Here is an 18285-nt window from a genome sequence, read left to right as displayed (position 1 = left end):
TTCTCGCGCTCAGCGCGGGGTGACGGGCAGCGGTCTACCGGAGAGCGATCGTCCCGATCGGAGGACGCGGGCGGCGATCTGCTGGATCGCGAGCGAAGCCGCATCCTCCGGGGCGCTTCGCACGACCGGCTCGCCGGTATCCCCGCCGCGGCGCAGCGCCGGGCTCAGCGGCACGCGGGCGATGACCTCGACCGTCTCGGCATCGGTGCTCAGCTCCTGTGCGATGTGATCACCGCCGCCGGACCCGAACAGATCGAACGTCGTGCCGTCGGGCAGCGTCATCGCGGTCATGTTCTCGACGACTCCCAGGACGCTCTGACCAGTCTGTCTCGCCACGAGCGCGCTGCGCGCCGCCACGTCGGAGGCCGCCGCCTGCGGTGTCGTGACGACGAGGACGTCGGCGTGCGGGAGCAGCTGTCCTATCGAGATGGCGATGTCGCCCGTGCCGGGGGGCATGTCGATGAGCAGAACGTCCAGGTCGCCGAAGTACACCTCGGTGAGGAACTGCTGGATCGTGCGGTGAAGCATGGGACCGCGCCACGCGACGGCGCTGCGGGCGGCGCCTTCGGGCAGGAACATCCCGATCGAGACGACCTTCACGTCGAAGGCGACCGGCGGGACGATGAGGTCGTCGATCCGGGTCGGTCGCACACTCGCGCCGTCGGCGTCGACGAGTCCGAGCAGGGCCGGTATCGAGAAGCCGTGCACGTCGGCATCCACGATGCCCACCCGTCGCCCGCGTTCCGCCAGCGCGACGGCGAGGTTGGCGGTGATCGTCGACTTGCCGACGCCGCCCTTGCCGCTCGTGACCGCGACCACCCGCGTCAGAGACTCGGCTGTGAAGGGATTGCCTCGTTGGCGACCGCCGCGCAGGCGCGTCGTGAGCGCCTCCCGCTCCTCCGGGCTCATGACACCCAGGGCGACCTCGACCGGCGCGTCTCCGACGACGCGCGCGGCGGCTGCGCGCACGTCGCGTTCGATGCGATCGGATGCGGGGCAGCCGACGATCGTGAGCGCTACCGCGACGCGCACACCGCCGTCGGCGGCATCCGTCACCTCGCGGAGCATGTCGAGGTCGGCGAGGCTGCGTCTCAGTTCGGGATCGGTGACGGCGCCGACCGCTTCCCGCACCCGGGCGACGCGGTCGGTCTCAGAGTTCACGGGCTTCGCGCTCCGCTTTCTCGCGGCGTTCGGCCCGACGGCGCTTCTCCTCGCGCTCGGCCCGCACCTGCTCCGGCTCCTCGCCGGCGCCGTGTGCCTGCAGATCCTCCAGAAGCGCCCGCAGTTCGTCGCGCAACACCTCACGCGTGACCGACTCGCTCGAGACGTCCGTCAGCGCCATCCGCAGCGCGACGATCTCGCGAGCGAGGTACTCGGTGTCGGCGAGGTTGCGCTCCGCGCGCTGGCGGTCCTGCTCGATCTGCACCCGGTCGCGGTCGTCCTGCCGGTTCTGTGCGAGCAGGATCAGCGGGGCCGCATAGGACGCCTGCAGCGACAGCACGAGCGTCAGCGCCGTGAATCCGTTGTCCGATGAGTCGAAACGCAGCTCCGGCGGCAGGATGGTGTTCCAGGCGAGCCAGGCGGCACAGAACGCACTCAGGCCCACCAGGAACCACGGCGTCCCCATGCCGCGGGCGATGACCTCGGTGAAGCGGCCGAAGCGATCACGAGAGGGCTGCGGTGAGCGCGACAGCATGCCGCCCCGGCCGCGAGGTGCGTCCAGCGCCCCTTTGCGAGGGGACCGAGCCATCATTGCGGCCGTCCTTCCGAGTCTCCCGTGCGCCAGTCCTCCGGAAGCAGGTAGTCGAGCACGTCGTCGACGCTCACGGCGCCGACGAGACGTTGAGCGGAGTCGACGACGGGTACCGAGACGAGGTTGTACGTCGCCAGCAGACGGGCGACGACGGCTGCGGAGGCAGTGGCGGGCACGGGCTCGAGCGAATCATCGAGCAGCGCGCCGAGGCGCTCATGCGGGGGATAGCGCAGCATCCGCTGGAAGTGCACCGTGCCGAGCAGCCGACCCGTCGGGGTCTCGTAGGGGGGCAGCGTCACGAAGACGGCGGCGGCGAGGGCCGGGTGGGTCTCGTGGCGGCGGATGAGTGCGAGCGCCTCTGCGATCGTGTTGTCGGCCGACAGCACGATCGGCTCGGGTGTCATCAGTCCACCCGCGGTGTCGGGCCCGTACTGCAGGAGGGCGCGCACGTCCTCCGCCTCATCGGGCTCCATGAGCTCGAGCAGCTCCTCGCGCTGCTCGGCCGGCAGTTGAGCGAGCACGTCGGCGGCGTCGTCGGGTTCCATCGCATCGAGGATGTCGGCGGCGCGCTCGTCGCCCAGGGCCTCGAGGATGTGCACCTGCTCCTCTTCCGGCATCTCTTCCAGAGCGTCGGCGAGACGGTCGTCGGGAAGCTCCTCCGCGACCTCGAGGAGACGGTCCTCGGGAAGATCCAGCAGGGTGTTGGCCAGGTCGGCGGCCTTGAGTTCTGCGTAACTGGCGACCAACCGCTCGGCGGACTGCGCTTCGCCGCGCGTCTGACCGTCGTTGACGTCGTGCCACGAGGCGAAGGTCGTGGCACCCTTCGCGAAGGGCGACGGGCTCGTCTTGGGCTTGCGCAGGAAGAGCTGCGACACGTCCCATTCGCCGAGGCGGTTGCGCTCGATCGCGACGTCCTCGATGACGGCCTGGCCGGAGCCGTCGCGCAGCGACACCTTGCGACCCACGAGCTCCGCCAGAACTCGCACCTCGCCGCCGCGCTGCTGGAAACGGCGCACGTTGATGAGACCGGTCGTGATCACCTGGCCGGTGTCGATCGAGGTGACGCGGCCGATCGAGACGAACACATGGCGCCTGCCGGGGATCTCGATGACCAGTCCGATGACGCGGGGAGCATCGTCGGGGCGGTAGATCACGACGACGTCGCGCACGCGTCCGAGGCGGTCGCCGGCGGGATCGAAGACCGCGCATCCGGCCAGACGCGCGACGAAAACCCGCTGTGTGCTCACTCGACCAGCCTAGCCCCGGCCTCGACGAGCGAGCCGGGAGCGTTGCGGCACGGCGTGGGAAGATGGGGCGATGAGCAACCAGGGTGCACCGTTCTCGCAAGGCTCCGCCGAGACGGGCGAGACCGTCGCCTCGTTCACGCAGTACGAGGGGGCGCAGAAGGCCGTGTCCGCTCTCATCGCGGCCGAGGTGCCGGCCAAGGAGATCGCGATCGTGGGCGCAGGCCTACGCTCCATCGAGCGCATCACGGGCCGACTGGGCTACGCGACCGCCGCCAGGTCGGGTGCGATCAACGGCCTCATGCTGGGTGTGCTCTTCTCGTTCATCTTCGTGCTCGGCTCGCCCGCCGCTCCGATCCAGGCTTTCGTCGGCGTGCTGCTGGTCGGCATCGCGCTCGGGATGTTGCTGAACATCCTGATGTTCTCGATCGTGCGCCGCCGACGCGATTACGCCTCCGTCATGCAGGTCGTCGCGGACCACTACGAGGTCAAGGTCGCGCCGGCCAGCGTGCACAAGGCTCGTGTCGCGCTCGGCACCGCCCCGACCGCGACGCGGCCGGCTGCGGCTCCGCAGCGACTCGACACCCCGCCTCGCTACGGCGAGCGGATCGCGCCGGGCGCGCAGCCGCCGCAGGCTGCCCCGGCGGAGCGGCCCGCGCCGGCAGAGCCGCAGCCGGGGCAGGACGAGGAACGCGCCTGAGCGCGACGCATCCGGCCCCGCCCGCGTCCCTCAGCTCGACAGGCGCGCGATCCACGCCTCGATCTCGTCCGCGGTGCGGGGGATGCCCGCGGACAGGTTGACGGGACCCTCGGCCGTCATGAGGATGTCGTCCTCGATGCGCACGCCGATGCCGCGCAGCTCCTCGGGGACGGTGAGATCGTCGGCCTGAAAGTACAGGCCCGGCTCGATCGTGAACACCATTCCGGGAGCCAGTTCTCCCTCGTAGTACATGTCACGGCGTGCCTGCGCGCAGTCGTGCACGTCGAGGCCCAGGTGGTGGCTCGTGCCGTGCACCATGTATCGCCGGTGCTGCCCGCCCCGATCGGCGTCCAGCGCCTCCTGCGCCGTGACCGGGATGAGGCCCCATTCTGCGACGCGCGCGGCGATGACCGACATGGCCGCCTCGTGGATCTCACGGAACTTCACGCCGGGACGAGCAGCGGCGAAGGCGACGTCGGCCGCCTCGCGCACCGTTTCGTACACACGGCGCTGGACCTCGGTGAAGTGCCCGTTGACCGGCAGCGTGCGGGTGATGTCGGCGGTGTAGAGGCTGTCCACCTCGACACCCGCGTCGATCAGGATGAGATCTCCCGGGAGGACGCGGCCGTCGTTGCGGGTCCAGTGCAGGTAGCAGGCGTGGGCGCCGGACGCCGCGATCGTGTCGTAGCCCTCCCAGTTGCCGTCGCTGCGAGCCCGCTGATGGAAGACACCCTCCACGACGCGCTCGCCGCGAGGATGCGTGACGATGCGGGGGAGCTCTCGGACGATGTCGTCGAAGCCTGCACCGGTGACGTCCACCGCCAGCTGCAGCTGGGCGATCTCGTGCTCGTCCTTGATGAGGCGCAGCTCCGACACGATGCGGCTGAGCTCGGCGTCCTCGTCCACCACGCGGTCCGCGTCGCTCGCCACGAACGCGTCGAGATGAGCCGTCGCGATGGCGAGATCCGCCGCGACCTGCGCCAGCGAGGGGCGCGGCCCGATCCAGAACTCCCCGACACTCGCATCGGCGTAGAACTCGCTCGTGGTGCGGTCGGCGCGCTCGCGGAAGTAGAGCATGACGTCGTGGCCGTCGTCGCCGCGGGGTTCGAAGACGAGCACGGAGCCCGGCTCGCTGTCCGCGCCCCATCCGGTCAGGTGGGCGAAGGCGGAGTGCGCACGGAACGGGTAGTCGGTGTCGTTGCTGCGCTGCTTCAGCTCGCCGGCGGGGACCACGAGGCGCGAGCCCGGGAACAGTGCGGACAGGGCGACGCGGCGTGCGGCGGCATAAGCCGCTTCGACGCGCGGCGGAGCGATCGTCTCCGCCCGCTCCGCCCAGCCGGTCGAGATCGTCGACAGGAATCCCTGGGGGAAGGGCTGCTTGCGGTTCGAGACGACCGGCTCTTCAGTGGTCGCGGGTGAGGTGTCCGTGGATTCCGACATGGCTCCAGTCTCCCACCCTCCTCGGCGGCTCGCTCAGTCGGTGCGCTCGTACTGCACGACGAGCGGGCGATGGTCGCTGCCCGCGTCGTCCATCCCGCTCAGCACGACAGAGCCGGTGGGGGTCCACTGCGGCGTGGCGAGCACGTGGTCGATCGGTGCGCCCGCCAGGGCGGGGAGATCGGTCGGCCACGTGCCGACCGAGCCGTTGCCCGTCTGCGACGCCGCATCCCGGCAGGCGCCGAGTGTTCCGCCATCGGTCCCGAGGCCGGCCATGTGATCGAGGGTGGCGTTGAAGTCGCCCGCCATGATGACGTCCCCGCCCGCACACTGGTCGGCGAGCCACTGCAGATCGTGGCGCCACTGCTCCATCTGGTCCTCGCGGGGCGCGACCGCGTGGGCGGCGACGACCGTGGGACCGTCGCCGTCGGTCGGCATCGCGACGGCGCTGGGCACCGTGCTGGTGCCCTCTTGAGAGGAGGCGATGACCGAGTAGGTTCCGAGCGACGGGCTGATGAGCAGCGTCGTCGAATCCGCCGCCCACCCGTCGGTGCCGTACTCGGTGTGGTGCGCCCACATGGGACTGCCGAGATCCCGCATCGCGACCGCGACCTCGGCGCCGGTCTCGATCGTGGTCTCGGGAAGGCTCACGATGTCAGCGCCCATGGCGATGGCGGTCTGCGCGATCGTCTGCGGCGAGGTGGCATCGCCGGCGGTGTTCCAGGTCATGACCCGGATGCTGTTCTCGGTCTTCGCGGGCAGCGCCGTGGTGCCCGTGCCGCGCGAGACGATGATCGTCGCGTTGGCTCCGACGGCGAGGATCGCGACGAGAGCGATCGGCAGTGCGACGCGACGCACCGGGCGTGCGACCGACAGCAGCAGTGCGACGACGGCGAGAGCGGCGAACGCCAGCGCGACGAGCGAGCGGAACGATACGATCTGCGTCAGCGGAAAGGTCCGCGAGAGGCGGAAGAACTCCGGCCAGGTGAGCACGGCGGCCGCGATCGCGCAGAGCAGGCTCAGCAGGATTCCCAGCAGACGTGACACCCTCCGAGCCTAGGCAGCCGACCTGAGCGTCGGCCGCACGCAGCAGGCGCCGTCCGGGTGCGCGGTACGCTCGGGGGATGAGTGCTGACGGCCGCGTATCGACGCCCGCCGACCTGCATCTGCACTCCACCCGCTCGGACGGCACGGAGTCTCCCGCCGAGGTCATGCGACAGGCGCGTGCGGCGGGACTGGCCACGGTGTCGCTCACCGATCACGACACGACCGCGGGCTGGGACGAGGCGGCCGACGAAGCCGTGCGCCTGGGCATGACGTTCCTGCCGGGGATGGAGATGAGCGCGCGTCAGGGTTGGCGCAGCGTCCACGTCCTCGCCTACCTGTTCGACCCCACGGACACGGCCCTGACGGCCGAGCTCGCCCGCATCCGGGACGACCGCGTCGGCCGCGCGGAGCGCATCGTCGCCAGCCTCGCGCGCGACTACGACCTCACCTGGGCGGACGTGCTCGCCCAGACCGGTGCCGACGCGACGGTGGGGCGCCCGCATATTGCGGATGCTCTCGTCGCGCGTGGCATCGTCGCCGACCGCGGTGCCGCGTTCGACGGCGTGCTCCACCCGCGCGAGGGTTACTACGAACCGCACTACGCGCCCGATCCGCTCACCGCCGTCGATCTCGTGGTCGCCGCGGGCGGCGTGCCGATCATCGCCCACCCGACGCCTCATGGTCGCGACCGGATGCTGCCGATGCCCGTCATCGACGAGCTCATCGCCCACGGACTGGGCGGCTTCGAGATCGAGCACCGGGAGAACACGGCGGACGGCAAGGCCGTCCTGCGCCGGGTCGCGGCGGAGAACGGCCTCATCGTCACCGGTTCGAGCGATTATCACGGCGCGGGCAAGCCGAACCGGCCGGGCGAGAACACCACGTCGGCCGAGATGCTCGCCCGCATCATCGCGCGCGCACGCGGCAGCGCGCCGATCCGCCCCTGAGGGGAACCGGCGCGCCGCGAGGTCTCAGGCCGAGGGGGTCGATGCGTCGGGGCGAGGACCGCGCCGACGCCGGCGACGTCGTGCCGCGGGCTTCCCGTCGTGGTGCTCGGCGCCGCCGCCGTCGTGAGTGCCTCCGCCATCCGTGCGCGGTGCCTCGGATCCGGATGCGGCGGGCGCGGCGGATGCGTCCGGGTTCGCTCCCGTGCGACGGCGGCGGCGCGTGCGCGGCGCACCGTCTGCGGCGGGCGCGTCACCGGACACGGTCGTGACGGTGGCCGTGGCGGGGGCCTTGCGCAGGCGCCCCTTGGTCCCCTCGGGGATGTCGAGGTCCGCGAACAGGTGCGGGCTCGACGAATAGGTCTCGACGGGCTCGGGCTGTCCGAACTCGAGTGCGCGGTTGATGAGGGCCCACTTGTGCAGGTCCTCCCAGTCGACGAAAGTCACCGCGATGCCGGTGCGGCCGGCGCGGCCGGTGCGACCCGCACGGTGGAGGTAGGTCTTCTCGTCGTCGGGGATCGTGTGGTTGATCACGTGCGTGACGTCGTCGACGTCGATGCCGCGCGCGGCCACATCCGTCGCGATGAGGACATCCTTCTTGCCCGCCTTGAAGGCCGCCATGGACCGCTCGCGCGACTCCTGGCTCATGTCGCCGTGGACCGCGCCGGCGTTGAAGCCGCGGTCGTTGAGCTCGTCGACCAGGCGCTGCGCCGCGCGCTTGGTGCGCGTGAACACGACGGTCTTGCCGCGGCCTTCGGCCTGCAGGATGCGGGCGATGATCTCGTCCTTGTCCAGGCTGTGGGCGCGGTACACCAGGTGGCGGATGTTCGCCTGCGTCAGACCCTCATCGGGATCATTGGCGCGGATGTGGATCGGGTTGGACATGAAGCGTCGCGCGAGCGCGACGATCGGCCCCGGCATGGTGGCGGAGAACAACTGCGTGTGGCGCACCGCGGGCACCTTGGAGAAGATCTTGTCGATGTCGGGCAGGAAGCCGAGATCGAGCATCTTGTCGGCCTCGTCCAGCACGACCTCGGTCGCGTGGGAGAGATCGAGCAGGCGCTGGTTCGCGAGGTCGATGAGTCGGCCCGGCGTGCCGACGACGATCTGCGCGCCGGCCTTCAGCTGGTCGATCTGACCTTCGTAGGCCTTGCCGCCGTAGATGGCGACGACACTGGTGCTGCGGCCCGAGGTCAGCAGATCCATGTCTTCGTAGACCTGCACCGCGAGTTCGCGGGTGGGGACGACGATGAGAGCCTTCACGCCGGGCTCCGGCGAGGCGCCGAGGCGCTGCACGACGGGGATGCCGAAGCCGAAGGTCTTGCCGGTACCGGTCTTGGCCTGGCCGATGATGTCCTGCCCGGGCAGGGAGAGCGGAATGGTCTGCTCCTGGATGGGGAACGCGTCGGCGATGCCGCGGGCGGCGAGAACGTCGACGATGTCCTGGTCGACGCCGAGCTCGGCGAAGGTCGTCACAATATGCACCTGTCTGGTTGTGGGCGCGGGGAGCGCCGGATGTCCGCGCCCTTGTCAGCCCCAGGCGCGCAGGTCCCGATCCGATGCCGGGACCCCACCAGGATACCGGAGCACGCCCTCGCCTCCGCCGGGCGCTCCGGCGCGCGGGCGAGGAACCTTCTAGGCTGGTCGTGTGTGGGATTGGTTCCGACGTCGTCCGAGGCCTGCGGGTCGCACGCTGCGCCTGCGCTCGCGGGGGGAGTACGACGGCATCACCCGTGTCGACTTCGCCGAGCTCGCCCCCGACATCGACACCTTCCTCGGACAGGCCGCTTACCTGCAGCTCGGCTTCTTCGAGACGCTCACCGAGCTCATCGCGCTGACGCCCGAGCTCGCCCGCAAAGAGGCGATCTCGCGCGCAGCGGGCGCCGCACTGCGGAAGCACGAGGAGCTCGTCGCCGTCATCCGGGATCGCGATGAAGACCCGACCGCGCTCATGCTGCCCTTCCGTGAGCCGCTCGACGCGTTCCGTGCCGAGGTGCACGGCGTGCGGTGGCCGGAAACGATGCTCTCGGTGCATCTGACCGCGGGCATGCTCGACGACTTCTACCTCGCCCTCTCTGCGAGTTACGGCGAGACGGGGCTGCGGGTCGCCCGCGCGCTGGAGGCGGACGATGCCCGCAGCGCACTCGTCGACATCCTGCTCGACACCCTCGGCGAGAGCGAGGAGTGGCCGTCGCTGCTCGCGCTGTGGGGACGCCGGCTCGTGGGCGACACGCTGCTGATCGCGCGCGCGGCACTGAAGGGCACCGAGAACCCGACGGCGATGCAGGAGACGGTCGAGCCGGTGTTCACCGAGCTCATGGCGGCGCACGCGCGCCGGATGGAGTCGCTCGGCCTGTCGTCCTGAGGGGCGACGCGGCCGATCTCAGTCCGCGACGGCGGCGATCGCCTCGATCTCGACGAGCTGGTCGTCGTAGCCGAGAACCGTCACGCCCATCAGGGTGCTGGGCGCATCGTGATCCCCGAACGCGTCACGGACGACCTCCCACGCCGCGACGAGGTCGCTCTGGCGTGCGGAAGCGACCAGCACCCGGGTGCTGACGACGTCGCGCAGTCCGGCACCGGCGGCCGCGAGGGCCTCGGTGAGCGTCTCGACGCATCGAGACGCCTGCCCGGCGTAATCGCCGATCGCGACGGTGGAACCGTCGTCGGCGAGCGGGCATGCTCCCGCCAGGAAGATGAAGCGGGTGCCGGCGGGAGCGGTGGCCGCGTAGGCGTACTCGGCCACGTCGCTCAGCTGCTCCGCGCGGATCAAACGGACGGCGGAAGCGCCCATCGGTTCAGCCGATGTGCAGGCGCTGGCGCTCTCGCGCGTCGTGCGCCGAACGGGTGCGGTTCATGACCACGAGAACGGGGACGACGACGACCGGTGCGGCCACGAGCGCAGCCAGCCACAGCCACGGCTCGGCCGTGGTCGAGCCGGCCCACGTCAGCGCGAGCCATGCGGCGCCGCTGACGAAGGCGCCGACCATCGGTGCGAGCGCGACGCCGCGCAGCTCACGACCGCGGAGGGCGAAATGCGCCGCGGTACCCACGGCTGCGCCGTAGATCAGCGCGAGCAGGATCTCCATCGCTCAGGCGACGAAGCCGACCCGACGGGCCTCTTCGGTGCCGAGCTCGACGTAGGCCAGGCTCGCGGCAGGGACGATGTAGGAGTTGCCCTTGGTGTCGGCGAACGACACGAACGGAGCGCCCGAGCCGAGCGCGTCGGCGAGCGACTTCTTCACGTCGTCGGCGGCCTGGTCGGTCTCGAAGTTGAGCTCGCGGCCGGTGTTCGCGATGCCGATGCGGATCTCCACGGATGTCGCCTCTCTCGTCTGTCTTCGGGGACGTTCCGACTCTACGGCACCGCAGAATGCCGACGCCCGGCGCGGCAGCCGGCGGTGCACGCTGTGGGCGAACGCGTCGCTTCGGGCTCGTGTCGCCGGGGCGCGTTACCGTTTTGCCGATGCCTCTTCTCTCCGCTTCCGCGAGCGCCGCGGCCGACGCCGAGCCGGTGTTCGAGGCGCCCGATTGGGATGCCTCGCAGCGGGCGGTGCTGGACGCGGACCCGGACCGGTCGCTCGTGGTCGTCGGGGCACCGGGATCAGGCAAGACCACCCTGCTGATCGCGCGTGTGGCGCAGCTCACGGCCCGAGGGCTCGACCCTGACGAGGTGTTGGTCCTCACTTCGACGCGCCAGAGCGCCACCGCACTGCGCGACCGCCTCTCGCTGGCGATGACGGGTGCGCGATCGGGCGCGCCCGCCCGATCGGTCGCCTCTCTCGCGTTCGAGATCGTGCGCGCGCACGAGGTGCGCCGCGACCGCCCGGCGCCGCGTCTTCTCACGGGAGCGGACGATGACCAGATCGTGCACGATCTGCTGCGCGGCGATGAGCTCGACGAACAAGACGGGGCCGCATCCCGCTGGCCGGACGGTTTCGGCGCCGCGGTGCGCTCATCGCGCGCCTTCCGCAGTGAGCTGCGGGCGTTCCTCGCCGAATGCACGACGTGGGGCATCGAGGCGCCGGAGCTCGCCGCGCTGGCCGCATCCGAAGGCGTGCCGGTCTGGGGGGCGCTCAGTTCGTTCCTCGTCGAGTACGACGACGCCCGCGGCCATCTGCGCTCCTCGCACCGTGATGCGGCGGGGCTCGTCGCCGAGGCCGTGTCGCTGCTCGGCCGGCTCGAGGCGGCGGATCCGGCGCTTGCTGTGGTGCGGCGCCTGCGCGCCGTGCTGGTCGACGACGCGCAGGAACTCACCCCGGGTGCCGTCGCGCTGCTGGCGGCGCTGAACGCTCGAGGGATCGCGGTCACCGCCTTCGGCGATCCCGACATCGGTTCCGGCGCCTTCCGCGGTGCGCGTCCCGAGCACTTCGCGCGTCTGGCCGCATCCCTCGGACGCACCGTGGTCCTGGAGCGAACCCATCGCGGCACCGCTCTGCAGACGGATGCCGTGCGGCGGGTCACGAGCAGGATCGGCGCCGCGGGCGTCGTCGCCCACCGGCGGGCGCCGCAAGGGGCTCCCGCCGATGAGAGCCTCCGGGTGTATCTCGCGCGCTCCGCACCCGAGGAGCACGACCTCATCGCTCGTGTACTGCGGGAAAGGCATCTGCGCGACGGGGTGGCGTGGGCCGACTGCGCCGTGATCGCCCACGACTCGCGGCAGGTCGCCGCGCTCGAGGCAGAGCTCGGGGCGCGGGAGGTGCCTGCCCGCGCGCCTGGTCTCGTCGAGCCGTTGGGGACCCGGGGGAGCGTCAGGCGTCTGCTCACGGTCGTCCGCGCGGCGGCCGAGGAGGTCGATCCGGCCGAGACGCTCCTGTCCGCGGGATTCGACCCCGTCGACCTCCGCAGACTCCGAGCGGCGCTGCGTCGGGCCGAGGTGCTCGTGGCAGGCACGAGGCCTGTCGCGCACCTGCTCGCCGAGGCGCTGCGAGAGCCCGCGCGTCTGGAGGCGCTCGGCACACGGGAGGGATCGCGTGCCGCGACGATCGCCGCGACGCTCGCGCAGCTGCGGGACGGTCTCGGGCGCGGTGCCACCGCGCACGAGCTGCTGTGGACCGCGTGGTCGCGCAGCGGACTGGAAGCCGCGTGGTCGACGCTCGCCCGCGGATCGGGTCCGCTGGCCGAGCAGGCCGACCGTGACCTGGATGCGGTCGTGGCGCTCTTCCAAGCCGCCAAACGCTTCGGCGAGCGTGCCGAGGAGGGCGGTCCCCGTGACCCGATGGTGTTCGTGCGGGGTGTCCTCGACAGCGACGTGGCCGAAGACCTCTTCGCCCCGCCGAGTCGCAGGGATCGGGTGCAGGTGCTCACCCCTGCGGCGGCGCTGGGTGCCGAGTTCGACACGGTCGTGATCGCCGGCATGCAGGAGGGCGTCTGGCCCAACACGCGTCTGCGCGGCACCCTTCTGCAGGCATGGCGGCTGGCGGAGGCGCGCAACGGCGCGGACGCGCCGAGCACCCGTGATCGGCGCCGAGAGGTGCTGCACGACGAGTTGCGTCTGTTCGCCCGGGCGCTGTCCCGCGCACGCAGCCGTGTGGTGGTGACCGCGGTCTCGGACGACGCATCCGTGCCGAGCCCGCTCCTGGAACTGCTGCCCGACGCCCAGCCGGCGCCCACCCGGCATCCGCTCTCGCTCCGAGGGCTCGTGGCAGCCCACCGGCGGACCCTGACCACGACGACCGCGCCCGCGGCGCGCTCGCACGCGGCCGGGCAGCTCGTTCATCTGGCCGATGCGCGTGTCGCAGGCGCCGCCCCCGCGCAGTGGTACGGCATGGCTCCCGCCACGTCCCACGGGCCGCTGCACGACGCCGTCGAGACATCCGTGCGACTCTCGCCCTCTCGACTCGAAGCGCTGGAGACCTGTCAGCTGGACTGGGTCATCGCGGACCTCGGCGGTGCGCGCACCGAGACGACGGCCGGTCTCGGGACGCTCCTGCACTACGCGATGGAGACCGCAGGACCGGACGAGGACTCTCTCTGGCGAGCGGTCGAAGAGCGCTGGGACGAGCTGGAGTTCGATGCGCCGTGGCGCGAGCGCGTCGAGCGAGACCGCGCGCGCGACCTGGTCCGGCGGCTCTCGGCCTACCTCCGGGACTTCGAGGCGCGCGGCGGGAGACTGCTGGGAGCCGAGTCGAGGTTCGAGGTGTCGCTGCCGCATCCGGCGGGTGACGAGGCGCAGCCCATGGTGCTGTCGGGAACCATCGACCGCGTCGAGCTCCTGCCCGACGGGCGCGTGGAGATCGTCGATCTCAAGACCGGGCGATCCGTTGCGAGCACGGACGCGAAAGTGGCCGAGAATGCGCAGCTGGCGGCCTACCAGGTCGCGGTGGATGCGGGCATGGTGCCCGACGCGCAGGGGCGCGACAGTGCGGGAGCGAAGCTGCTGGTTCTGCAGCCCACGTCGTCCCGCGCGATCTTCGCGACGCCCACGCAGCCTCCCCTCGACGATGCGGCGCGTGCCGCCTTCCTCGGCCGACTGAACGCGGCGGCGACCGTGATGGGTGCGCGCTCCTTCGAGGCGCACTATGAGACGCACTGCCGCGACGACTTCTCGCACGGCGTGTGCCGCATCCACACGGTCGCACCGGTGAGTGCTCCGTGACCGGGCTCATCAGCGCGGCGGCGATCGCCGCCGCGCTCGGGCAGTTCCCGCCCACGGCCGAGCAGGCGGCGGTGATCGAGTCCGATCTGGAACCGGCGCTCGTGGTCGCGGGAGCCGGCAGCGGCAAGACCGAGACGATGGCCGGCCGCGTCGTGTGGCTCGTGGCGAACGGTCTCGTCCGCCGCGACCAGATCCTGGGGCTCACTTTCACGCGCAAAGCGGCGGGAGAGCTCGCTGAGCGCATTCAGCGTCGCCTGGCGCGTCTCGCGGAGTTCGAGCGGCGCGGACTTCTCGGCAGCCTCGAGGATCTCCACCGTCGCGGCGAGTTGGCGGGTTTCGGTGAGATCGAGCGTTCGGGCGGATCCGACGACGATCGACGCAGACTTCTGGACCGTCTCGCCGAGGAGCGCGTCGTCGACGCGGTGCCCGCCGACGGCGCCGACGATCTGCTCGACCGGCCCACGGTCTCGACGTACAACAGCTTCGCCGACGGCATCGTCCGCGAACACGCGGCCCGCATCGGGCGCGACGCGGAAGCCGTCGTGCTGTCCGACTCCGCCGCCTGGCTGCTGATGCGCCGCACGGTGCTCGCCTCGGACGACCCGGAGCTCGAGGCGACGGAGGAGTCGCTGCGGACCCTCGTCGATCGTGCGCTGCGCATCGCGCGCGACGCCGTCGACAACCTCGTCGATCTCGACCACCTCGAGCGATTCCCCGAGACGTTCGCGCGCGTCGTCGACATCCCGTCGGAGAACGCGCGCACCACGGTCTACAAGGACGTGCTGGACGACGTCGCCGCGGTCGGCAAGCTCTCGCTGTACGCACGCCTCGCCCGTGAGTACGACCAGAACAAGCGCCGGACCGGGGTGATCGACTTCGCGGATCAGGTGGCCGGGGCCTACGAGATCGTGCGAGGCGATCCGCGACTGGTCGAAGAGCTGCGCGACCAGTACCGCGTCGTGCTGTTGGACGAGTATCAGGACACCTCGGTGGTGCAGAGTCTGCTGCTCTCGACCCTGTTCGCGGATTCTGCGGTGATGGCGGTCGGAGACCCTCACCAGGCGATCTACGGATGGCGCGGTGCGAGCGCCGGCAACCTGGCGGGTTTCGCCGCGGCGTTCTCGGCCCGCGACACGTGCGCTCGATTCGACCTGCTCACGAGCTGGCGAAACGCTCCGGCAGTGCTCCGCGCGGCCACCGCCGTGCTGGCTCCGCTCGCCGAACGCAGCGCCGTTGCAGTGGGCACCCTGCGCGCGAGACCCGCCGCCGACGACGGGCGGGTCGAGATCGTGACGGAGCCCGACCTCGAGAGCGAGGCGGATGCGGTCGCGCGCTGGTTCGCCGAGGTCATCCGCGCGCGCGGTGCCGAGGGGCGCTCGACGACGGGCGCCGTGCTCTTCCGTGCCAAGAAGCACATGCCGCGATTCGCCGAGGCGCTGGCACGTCACGGCATCCCGCATCGCGTTCTCGGCCTCGGCGGACTGCTGAGCACGCCCGAGATCGTCGACATCGTCAGCGTCCTGCGCGTCGTCAGCGATCCGACGCAGGGCTCCGCCCTCATTCGTCTGCTGAGCGGTCCGCGATGGGCGATCGGGCTGGCCGATCTGGCCGCGCTGAACGATCTCGCCCGGCGCCAGGTGCGTGCGCAGGCCGGCGGCGAGAGCGAGCCGGACCTGCTGGCGCGGCTGCGTCAGAGCGCACGCAGCGAGACCGGGTCGCTCATCGACGCCCTCGATCTGTTCACGAGACTCCGCCCGGACCACGCCTGGTTCCAGACGTTCACCCCTGCCGCGCGGGATCGACTGCGGGAGGCGGCGGCGGTGTTCGCCGGGCTCCGGCAGGTGGCGGCGACCCTGCCCCTGACGGAGCTTGTGCGGGCGATCGAGGTGGAGCTGCGGCTGGACATCGAACTCGCCGCCAACGAAAGCCGCGGGCCGGCGCGCACGGCTGCCGCCCAGGTGCGGGCGTTCGTCGACGAGGTCAACGCATTCCTCGCAGCCGACGAACACGGCTCTCTGACGAGCCTGCTGGCCTGGCTCGAGCACGCTGAGCGCAGCGACGACCTGGCGCCGAGGACCGATCCACCGGAGTCGGACGTGGTGCAGCTGCTGACCATCCACGGCTCGAAGGGGCTGGAGTGGGACGCGGTCGCCGTCGTCCGGCTCGTCGAGGGCGAGCTGCCCTCCACGCCGAAGGAGACGCGGGGCTGGCTCGGCGCGGGGGTCCTGCCCTACGTCTTCCGGGGGGACTCCGCGTGGCTGCCGCAGTATCCGTGGCAGGGCGCCGAGAGTCAGCAGCAGCTGCGCGATCGCCGCACGGCGTTCGTCGACGCCCACCGGGACCGCGCACTCGAAGAGGATCGGCGTCTCGCGTACGTGGCCGTCACGCGTGCCCGCGACCACCTGCTGCTGAGCGGATCGCCTTGGGCGGGAACGACGAAGCCACGGGAGCTGAGCCGGTTCACGATCGAGATCGCGCAGGCCCTCGAGCAGGACGATCCCCGCATCGATCCGGGAGAGAACCCGCTGGCGGATGCGGCTCGCACGCTGCACTGGCCGCTCGACGCCCTGGGGTCGCGCAGGTCGCGGGTCACGGACGCCGCCGCCGCAGTGGAGGCCGCGCGCGCGGATCCCGGCGATGCGGACGACGAGCTCGCCCTGCTGCTCGCCGAGCGCACCGAACGTCTGCGGCCGGCCCGGTCCGGCGCCCCGGTGCGCATCCCGGCATCCGCGTACAAGGACTTCGTCACCGATTACGACGCCGCCGTCGCGGCGCTCGAGCGCCCCATGCCGGAGCGGCCTTATCGACAGACCTCGCTCGGAACGCGGTTCCACGCGTGGGTGGAGCGTCGTTCCGGAGTGAGTGCCTCCGTCTCACTCGACGACCCGCTGTGGTCGGCCGATGTCGAGCAGAGCGGCGACGACGCGGACTTCGAGCGTCTCGTCGAGATCTTCGAGGCGAGCGAATGGGCGACGCTGCAGCCGATCGAGGTCGAGACGGAGATCGACTTCCGCTACATCGGCATCGACGACCGGCCCCATGTCGTGGTGTGCAAGCTGGACGCCGTGTACCGCAGGGGCGATCGCATCGAGATCGTCGACTGGAAGACAGGTCGTGCTCCGCGCTCGGAGTCCGAGCGCCGGGAGCGTCTCGTACAGCTCGAGCTGTACCGCCAGGCCTATCACGCCAGGCACGGCGTGCCGGTCGAGCAGATCGACGTCGCGCTCTACTACGTCGCAGACGACCTCGTCATCCGCGACTGAGCCGGCCTCCCGGCCTGCTCAGCCCTCGGTCCAGCGGCGCAGTGCCTCCCGGGACGCCCGCGCGGTCTCTTCGCGGCTCTCCTCGTCGTCGTCCGCGGTGTCGGCCGTCTCCTCGTGCGCCGGCTGCGGTCTGGCCGTCCATTCGGACAGGTCCACCGGAAGCGTCGGCATGCCCTCCGCGGAGGCCGGGCTCGAGCGATCGTCCTCCTCGGCGAGGTACGCGCCCAACTCGACCGGGTCATAGGCGTCGGTCTGCATCGAGGTCTGTCCGCCGGCGGGCTCGGTCTCCGGCACCCGCCCGAGAAGCGCGATGGCGTCGTCGACATCGGCGGAACCGGTCCGGACGAGTTCGGTGCCCGCCGTCGCGTCGGCGAGCGATGTCAGCAGCTTCGTGGCGTCCTCGACGACGAACTCGTCGCCCTGGTCCACGCCGTGCACCAGCCACTTCGCGAACTCGAGCTCGGCGAACAACCGCGCCCGTGTCTTCAGAGCGGGATCCGGCGAACGATGCGAGGCCGCTGTGTACCCCTCGTGGACGCCCTCGACCGATTCCGGCGCGGATCCCAGCCACCTCAGATCCACGGCGGGATCCCCGATCGACAGGCCCTGCCAGTCCAGAAGGGCGACGACCTCGGGTGTGCCGTCGACGTCGTCGAAGACGAAGGACGAGACGTCGAGCCCGTCCAGCACGACCGTGGGCTCGTAGCGCCACGCGGCGTCGTCGTCGAGGAGGCTCAGCCAGCGCTCGCGGAGCTCGGGTACGAGGCGACCCGTGTCGTCCGCACGCTCGACGAGACGCCGTGCGTCGGCGCGCACCTGCTGCGCGGAGCGCACCGGGTAGCCCTCGGCGCGGATCACCGTGATCGGGAGATCGTGCACGGCCGCGATCGCTCGGCCGACGAGTCCGGTGAACCCCGGCCCCGGCGGCAGGTCCGCGGCGTCGACGCGGTAGCCGGCCAGGTAGTCCGTGACGATGACCTGGTCCGGTCCCATCGAGGTCTCGCCGAGCACCGTGGGTGCCTGGAACGGAAGCAGACTGCGCACCCCGGCGCTCAGCGACGACAGGACGCGGGCATCGGCGCGGGCCGTGCGCCCCGCTTCGTCGTCGCCCGCCACGCGTACCACGACGCGCCGGCCGTCGGCGAGATCCACCAGCGCCGCGGCGGTGCCTGCCTCGTCCGTGCTGCCCAGTCGCCCCGCGCTCACGACGACGGCCTCCGGGAGAGCCGCCGTCACCGACGCGGCTAGAGTGAGAGGTGAGCGTGGCATGCACTCAGGGTAGGCGTCCACCCCCGGCCC

General features: G+C 71.3%; 15 protein-coding genes. 5 read left to right on the top strand and 10 right to left on the bottom strand.

The window, feature by feature from the left end:
- Nucleotides 1-9 precede the first annotated feature (9 nt).
- Genes EHF32_RS06350 through EHF32_RS06340 form a run of 3 tightly spaced genes read right to left on the bottom strand, consistent with a single transcriptional unit; the run spans nucleotide 10 to nucleotide 3000 of the window.
- Entirely contained in the window at nucleotides 10-1161 is a 1152-nt protein-coding gene (locus EHF32_RS06350; protein WP_238343810.1) for an Mrp/NBP35 family ATP-binding protein, read from the bottom strand.
- The gene (locus EHF32_RS06345) at nucleotides 1151-1750 is read right to left on the bottom strand and encodes a DUF1003 domain-containing protein (RefSeq protein WP_137419144.1); all 600 of its coding nucleotides are present in this window, start codon (nucleotides 1748-1750) and stop codon (nucleotides 1151-1153) included. Before EHF32_RS06345 ends, EHF32_RS06350 begins: the two co-directional genes overlap by 11 nt.
- Nucleotides 1750-3000 (bottom strand): magnesium transporter MgtE N-terminal domain-containing protein, encoded by a 1251-nt coding sequence (locus EHF32_RS06340; RefSeq protein WP_137417397.1) that lies wholly within the window; start codon nucleotides 2998-3000, stop codon nucleotides 1750-1752. Before EHF32_RS06340 ends, EHF32_RS06345 begins: the two co-directional genes overlap by 1 nt.
- Nucleotides 3001-3070: 70 nt before the next feature.
- On the opposite strand from EHF32_RS06340, the gene EHF32_RS06335 reads away from it, so the two are divergent.
- Nucleotides 3071-3697 carry a general stress protein gene (locus EHF32_RS06335; protein ID WP_137417396.1) on the top strand — a complete coding sequence of 209 codons (627 nt, stop codon included), beginning with the start codon at nucleotides 3071-3073 and terminating at the stop codon, nucleotides 3695-3697.
- A gap of 30 nt (nucleotides 3698-3727) precedes the next feature.
- Here EHF32_RS06335 and EHF32_RS06330 read toward each other — a convergent pair whose 3' ends face one another.
- Nucleotides 3728-5137, bottom strand: a complete 1410-nt coding sequence (locus EHF32_RS06330) for an aminopeptidase P family protein (protein ID WP_137417395.1) — start codon at nucleotides 5135-5137, stop codon at nucleotides 3728-3730.
- 33 nt (nucleotides 5138-5170) lie between these two features.
- Nucleotides 5171-6181 carry an endonuclease/exonuclease/phosphatase family protein gene (locus EHF32_RS06325; protein WP_137417394.1) on the bottom strand — a complete coding sequence of 337 codons (1011 nt, stop codon included), beginning with the start codon at nucleotides 6179-6181 and terminating at the stop codon, nucleotides 5171-5173.
- 77 nt (nucleotides 6182-6258) lie between these two features.
- On the opposite strand from EHF32_RS06325, the gene EHF32_RS06320 reads away from it, so the two are divergent.
- On the top strand, nucleotides 6259-7128 hold the full coding sequence (locus EHF32_RS06320; RefSeq protein WP_137417393.1) for a PHP domain-containing protein: 870 nt from the start codon (nucleotides 6259-6261) through the stop codon (nucleotides 7126-7128).
- Nucleotides 7129-7152: 24 nt separating this feature from the next.
- On the opposite strand, the gene EHF32_RS06315 is transcribed toward EHF32_RS06320, so the two are convergent.
- A complete protein-coding gene (locus tag EHF32_RS06315; RefSeq protein ID WP_137417392.1) occupies nucleotides 7153-8601 on the bottom strand; it encodes a DEAD/DEAH box helicase in 1449 nt (482 codons plus the stop codon).
- A 172-nt stretch (nucleotides 8602-8773) separates the two neighbouring features.
- Here EHF32_RS06315 and EHF32_RS06310 point away from each other — a divergent pair, with 172 nt between their 5' ends.
- Nucleotides 8774-9490 (top strand): ferritin-like fold-containing protein, encoded by a 717-nt coding sequence (locus tag EHF32_RS06310; protein ID WP_137417391.1) that lies wholly within the window; start codon nucleotides 8774-8776, stop codon nucleotides 9488-9490.
- An 18-nt stretch (nucleotides 9491-9508) separates the two neighbouring features.
- Here EHF32_RS06310 and EHF32_RS06305 read toward each other — a convergent pair whose 3' ends face one another.
- The 3 genes from EHF32_RS06305 to EHF32_RS06295 are packed head-to-tail and all read right to left on the bottom strand — an operon-like array spanning nucleotide 9509 to nucleotide 10442.
- Nucleotides 9509-9919, bottom strand: coding sequence for a RidA family protein (locus tag EHF32_RS06305; RefSeq protein WP_137417390.1), 411 nt, complete (start codon nucleotides 9917-9919; stop codon nucleotides 9509-9511).
- A gap of 4 nt (nucleotides 9920-9923) precedes the next feature.
- The gene (locus EHF32_RS06300; protein ID WP_137417389.1) at nucleotides 9924-10214 is read right to left on the bottom strand and encodes a hypothetical protein; all 291 of its coding nucleotides are present in this window, start codon (nucleotides 10212-10214) and stop codon (nucleotides 9924-9926) included.
- A 3-nt stretch (nucleotides 10215-10217) separates the two neighbouring features.
- Nucleotides 10218-10442 carry a DUF3107 domain-containing protein gene (locus EHF32_RS06295; RefSeq protein ID WP_137417388.1) on the bottom strand — a complete coding sequence of 75 codons (225 nt, stop codon included), beginning with the start codon at nucleotides 10440-10442 and terminating at the stop codon, nucleotides 10218-10220.
- A 149-nt stretch (nucleotides 10443-10591) separates the two neighbouring features.
- Between EHF32_RS06295 and EHF32_RS06290 the strand changes: the two genes are divergently transcribed.
- Together EHF32_RS06290 and EHF32_RS06285 are read left to right on the top strand one after the other, a co-directional pair.
- On the top strand, nucleotides 10592-13723 hold the full coding sequence (locus EHF32_RS06290; RefSeq protein ID WP_137417387.1) for an ATP-dependent DNA helicase: 3132 nt from the start codon (nucleotides 10592-10594) through the stop codon (nucleotides 13721-13723).
- Nucleotides 13720-16986, top strand: coding sequence for an ATP-dependent DNA helicase (locus tag EHF32_RS06285; protein WP_137417386.1), 3267 nt, complete (start codon nucleotides 13720-13722; stop codon nucleotides 16984-16986). Before EHF32_RS06290 ends, EHF32_RS06285 begins: the two co-directional genes overlap by 4 nt.
- 18 nt (nucleotides 16987-17004) lie before the next feature.
- Here EHF32_RS06285 and EHF32_RS06280 read toward each other — a convergent pair whose 3' ends face one another.
- The gene (locus tag EHF32_RS06280) at nucleotides 17005-18255 is read right to left on the bottom strand and encodes a phosphotransferase (protein WP_137417385.1); all 1251 of its coding nucleotides are present in this window, start codon (nucleotides 18253-18255) and stop codon (nucleotides 17005-17007) included.
- Nucleotides 18256-18285: the final 30 nt, after the last annotated feature.

Origin of the sequence: Microbacterium sp. RG1 (assembly GCF_005347485.1) — a bacterium.
Taxonomy (GTDB): Bacteria; Actinomycetota; Actinomycetes; order Actinomycetales; family Microbacteriaceae; genus Microbacterium; species Microbacterium binotii_A.
This window is presented reverse-complemented; position numbering and strand designations above follow the sequence as displayed.

Excerpts from the sequence above, each read along its gene's own strand:
- EHF32_RS06345 (WP_137419144.1), bottom strand. The coding sequence starts at position 1,750 with ATGGCTCGGTCCCCTCGCAAAGGGGCGCTGGACGCACCTCGCGGCCGG.
- EHF32_RS06335 (WP_137417396.1), top strand. The coding sequence starts at position 3,071 with ATGAGCAACCAGGGTGCACCGTTCTCGCAAGGCTCCGCCGAGACGGGC.
- EHF32_RS06330 (WP_137417395.1), bottom strand. The coding sequence starts at position 5,137 with ATGTCGGAATCCACGGACACCTCACCCGCGACCACTGAAGAGCCGGTC.
- EHF32_RS06320 (WP_137417393.1), top strand. The coding sequence starts at position 6,259 with ATGAGTGCTGACGGCCGCGTATCGACGCCCGCCGACCTGCATCTGCAC.
- EHF32_RS06305 (WP_137417390.1), bottom strand. The coding sequence starts at position 9,919 with ATGGGCGCTTCCGCCGTCCGTTTGATCCGCGCGGAGCAGCTGAGCGAC.
- EHF32_RS06300 (WP_137417389.1), bottom strand. The coding sequence starts at position 10,214 with ATGGAGATCCTGCTCGCGCTGATCTACGGCGCAGCCGTGGGTACCGCG.
- EHF32_RS06290 (WP_137417387.1), top strand. The coding sequence starts at position 10,592 with ATGCCTCTTCTCTCCGCTTCCGCGAGCGCCGCGGCCGACGCCGAGCCG.
- EHF32_RS06280 (WP_137417385.1), bottom strand. The coding sequence starts at position 18,255 with ATGCCACGCTCACCTCTCACTCTAGCCGCGTCGGTGACGGCGGCTCTC.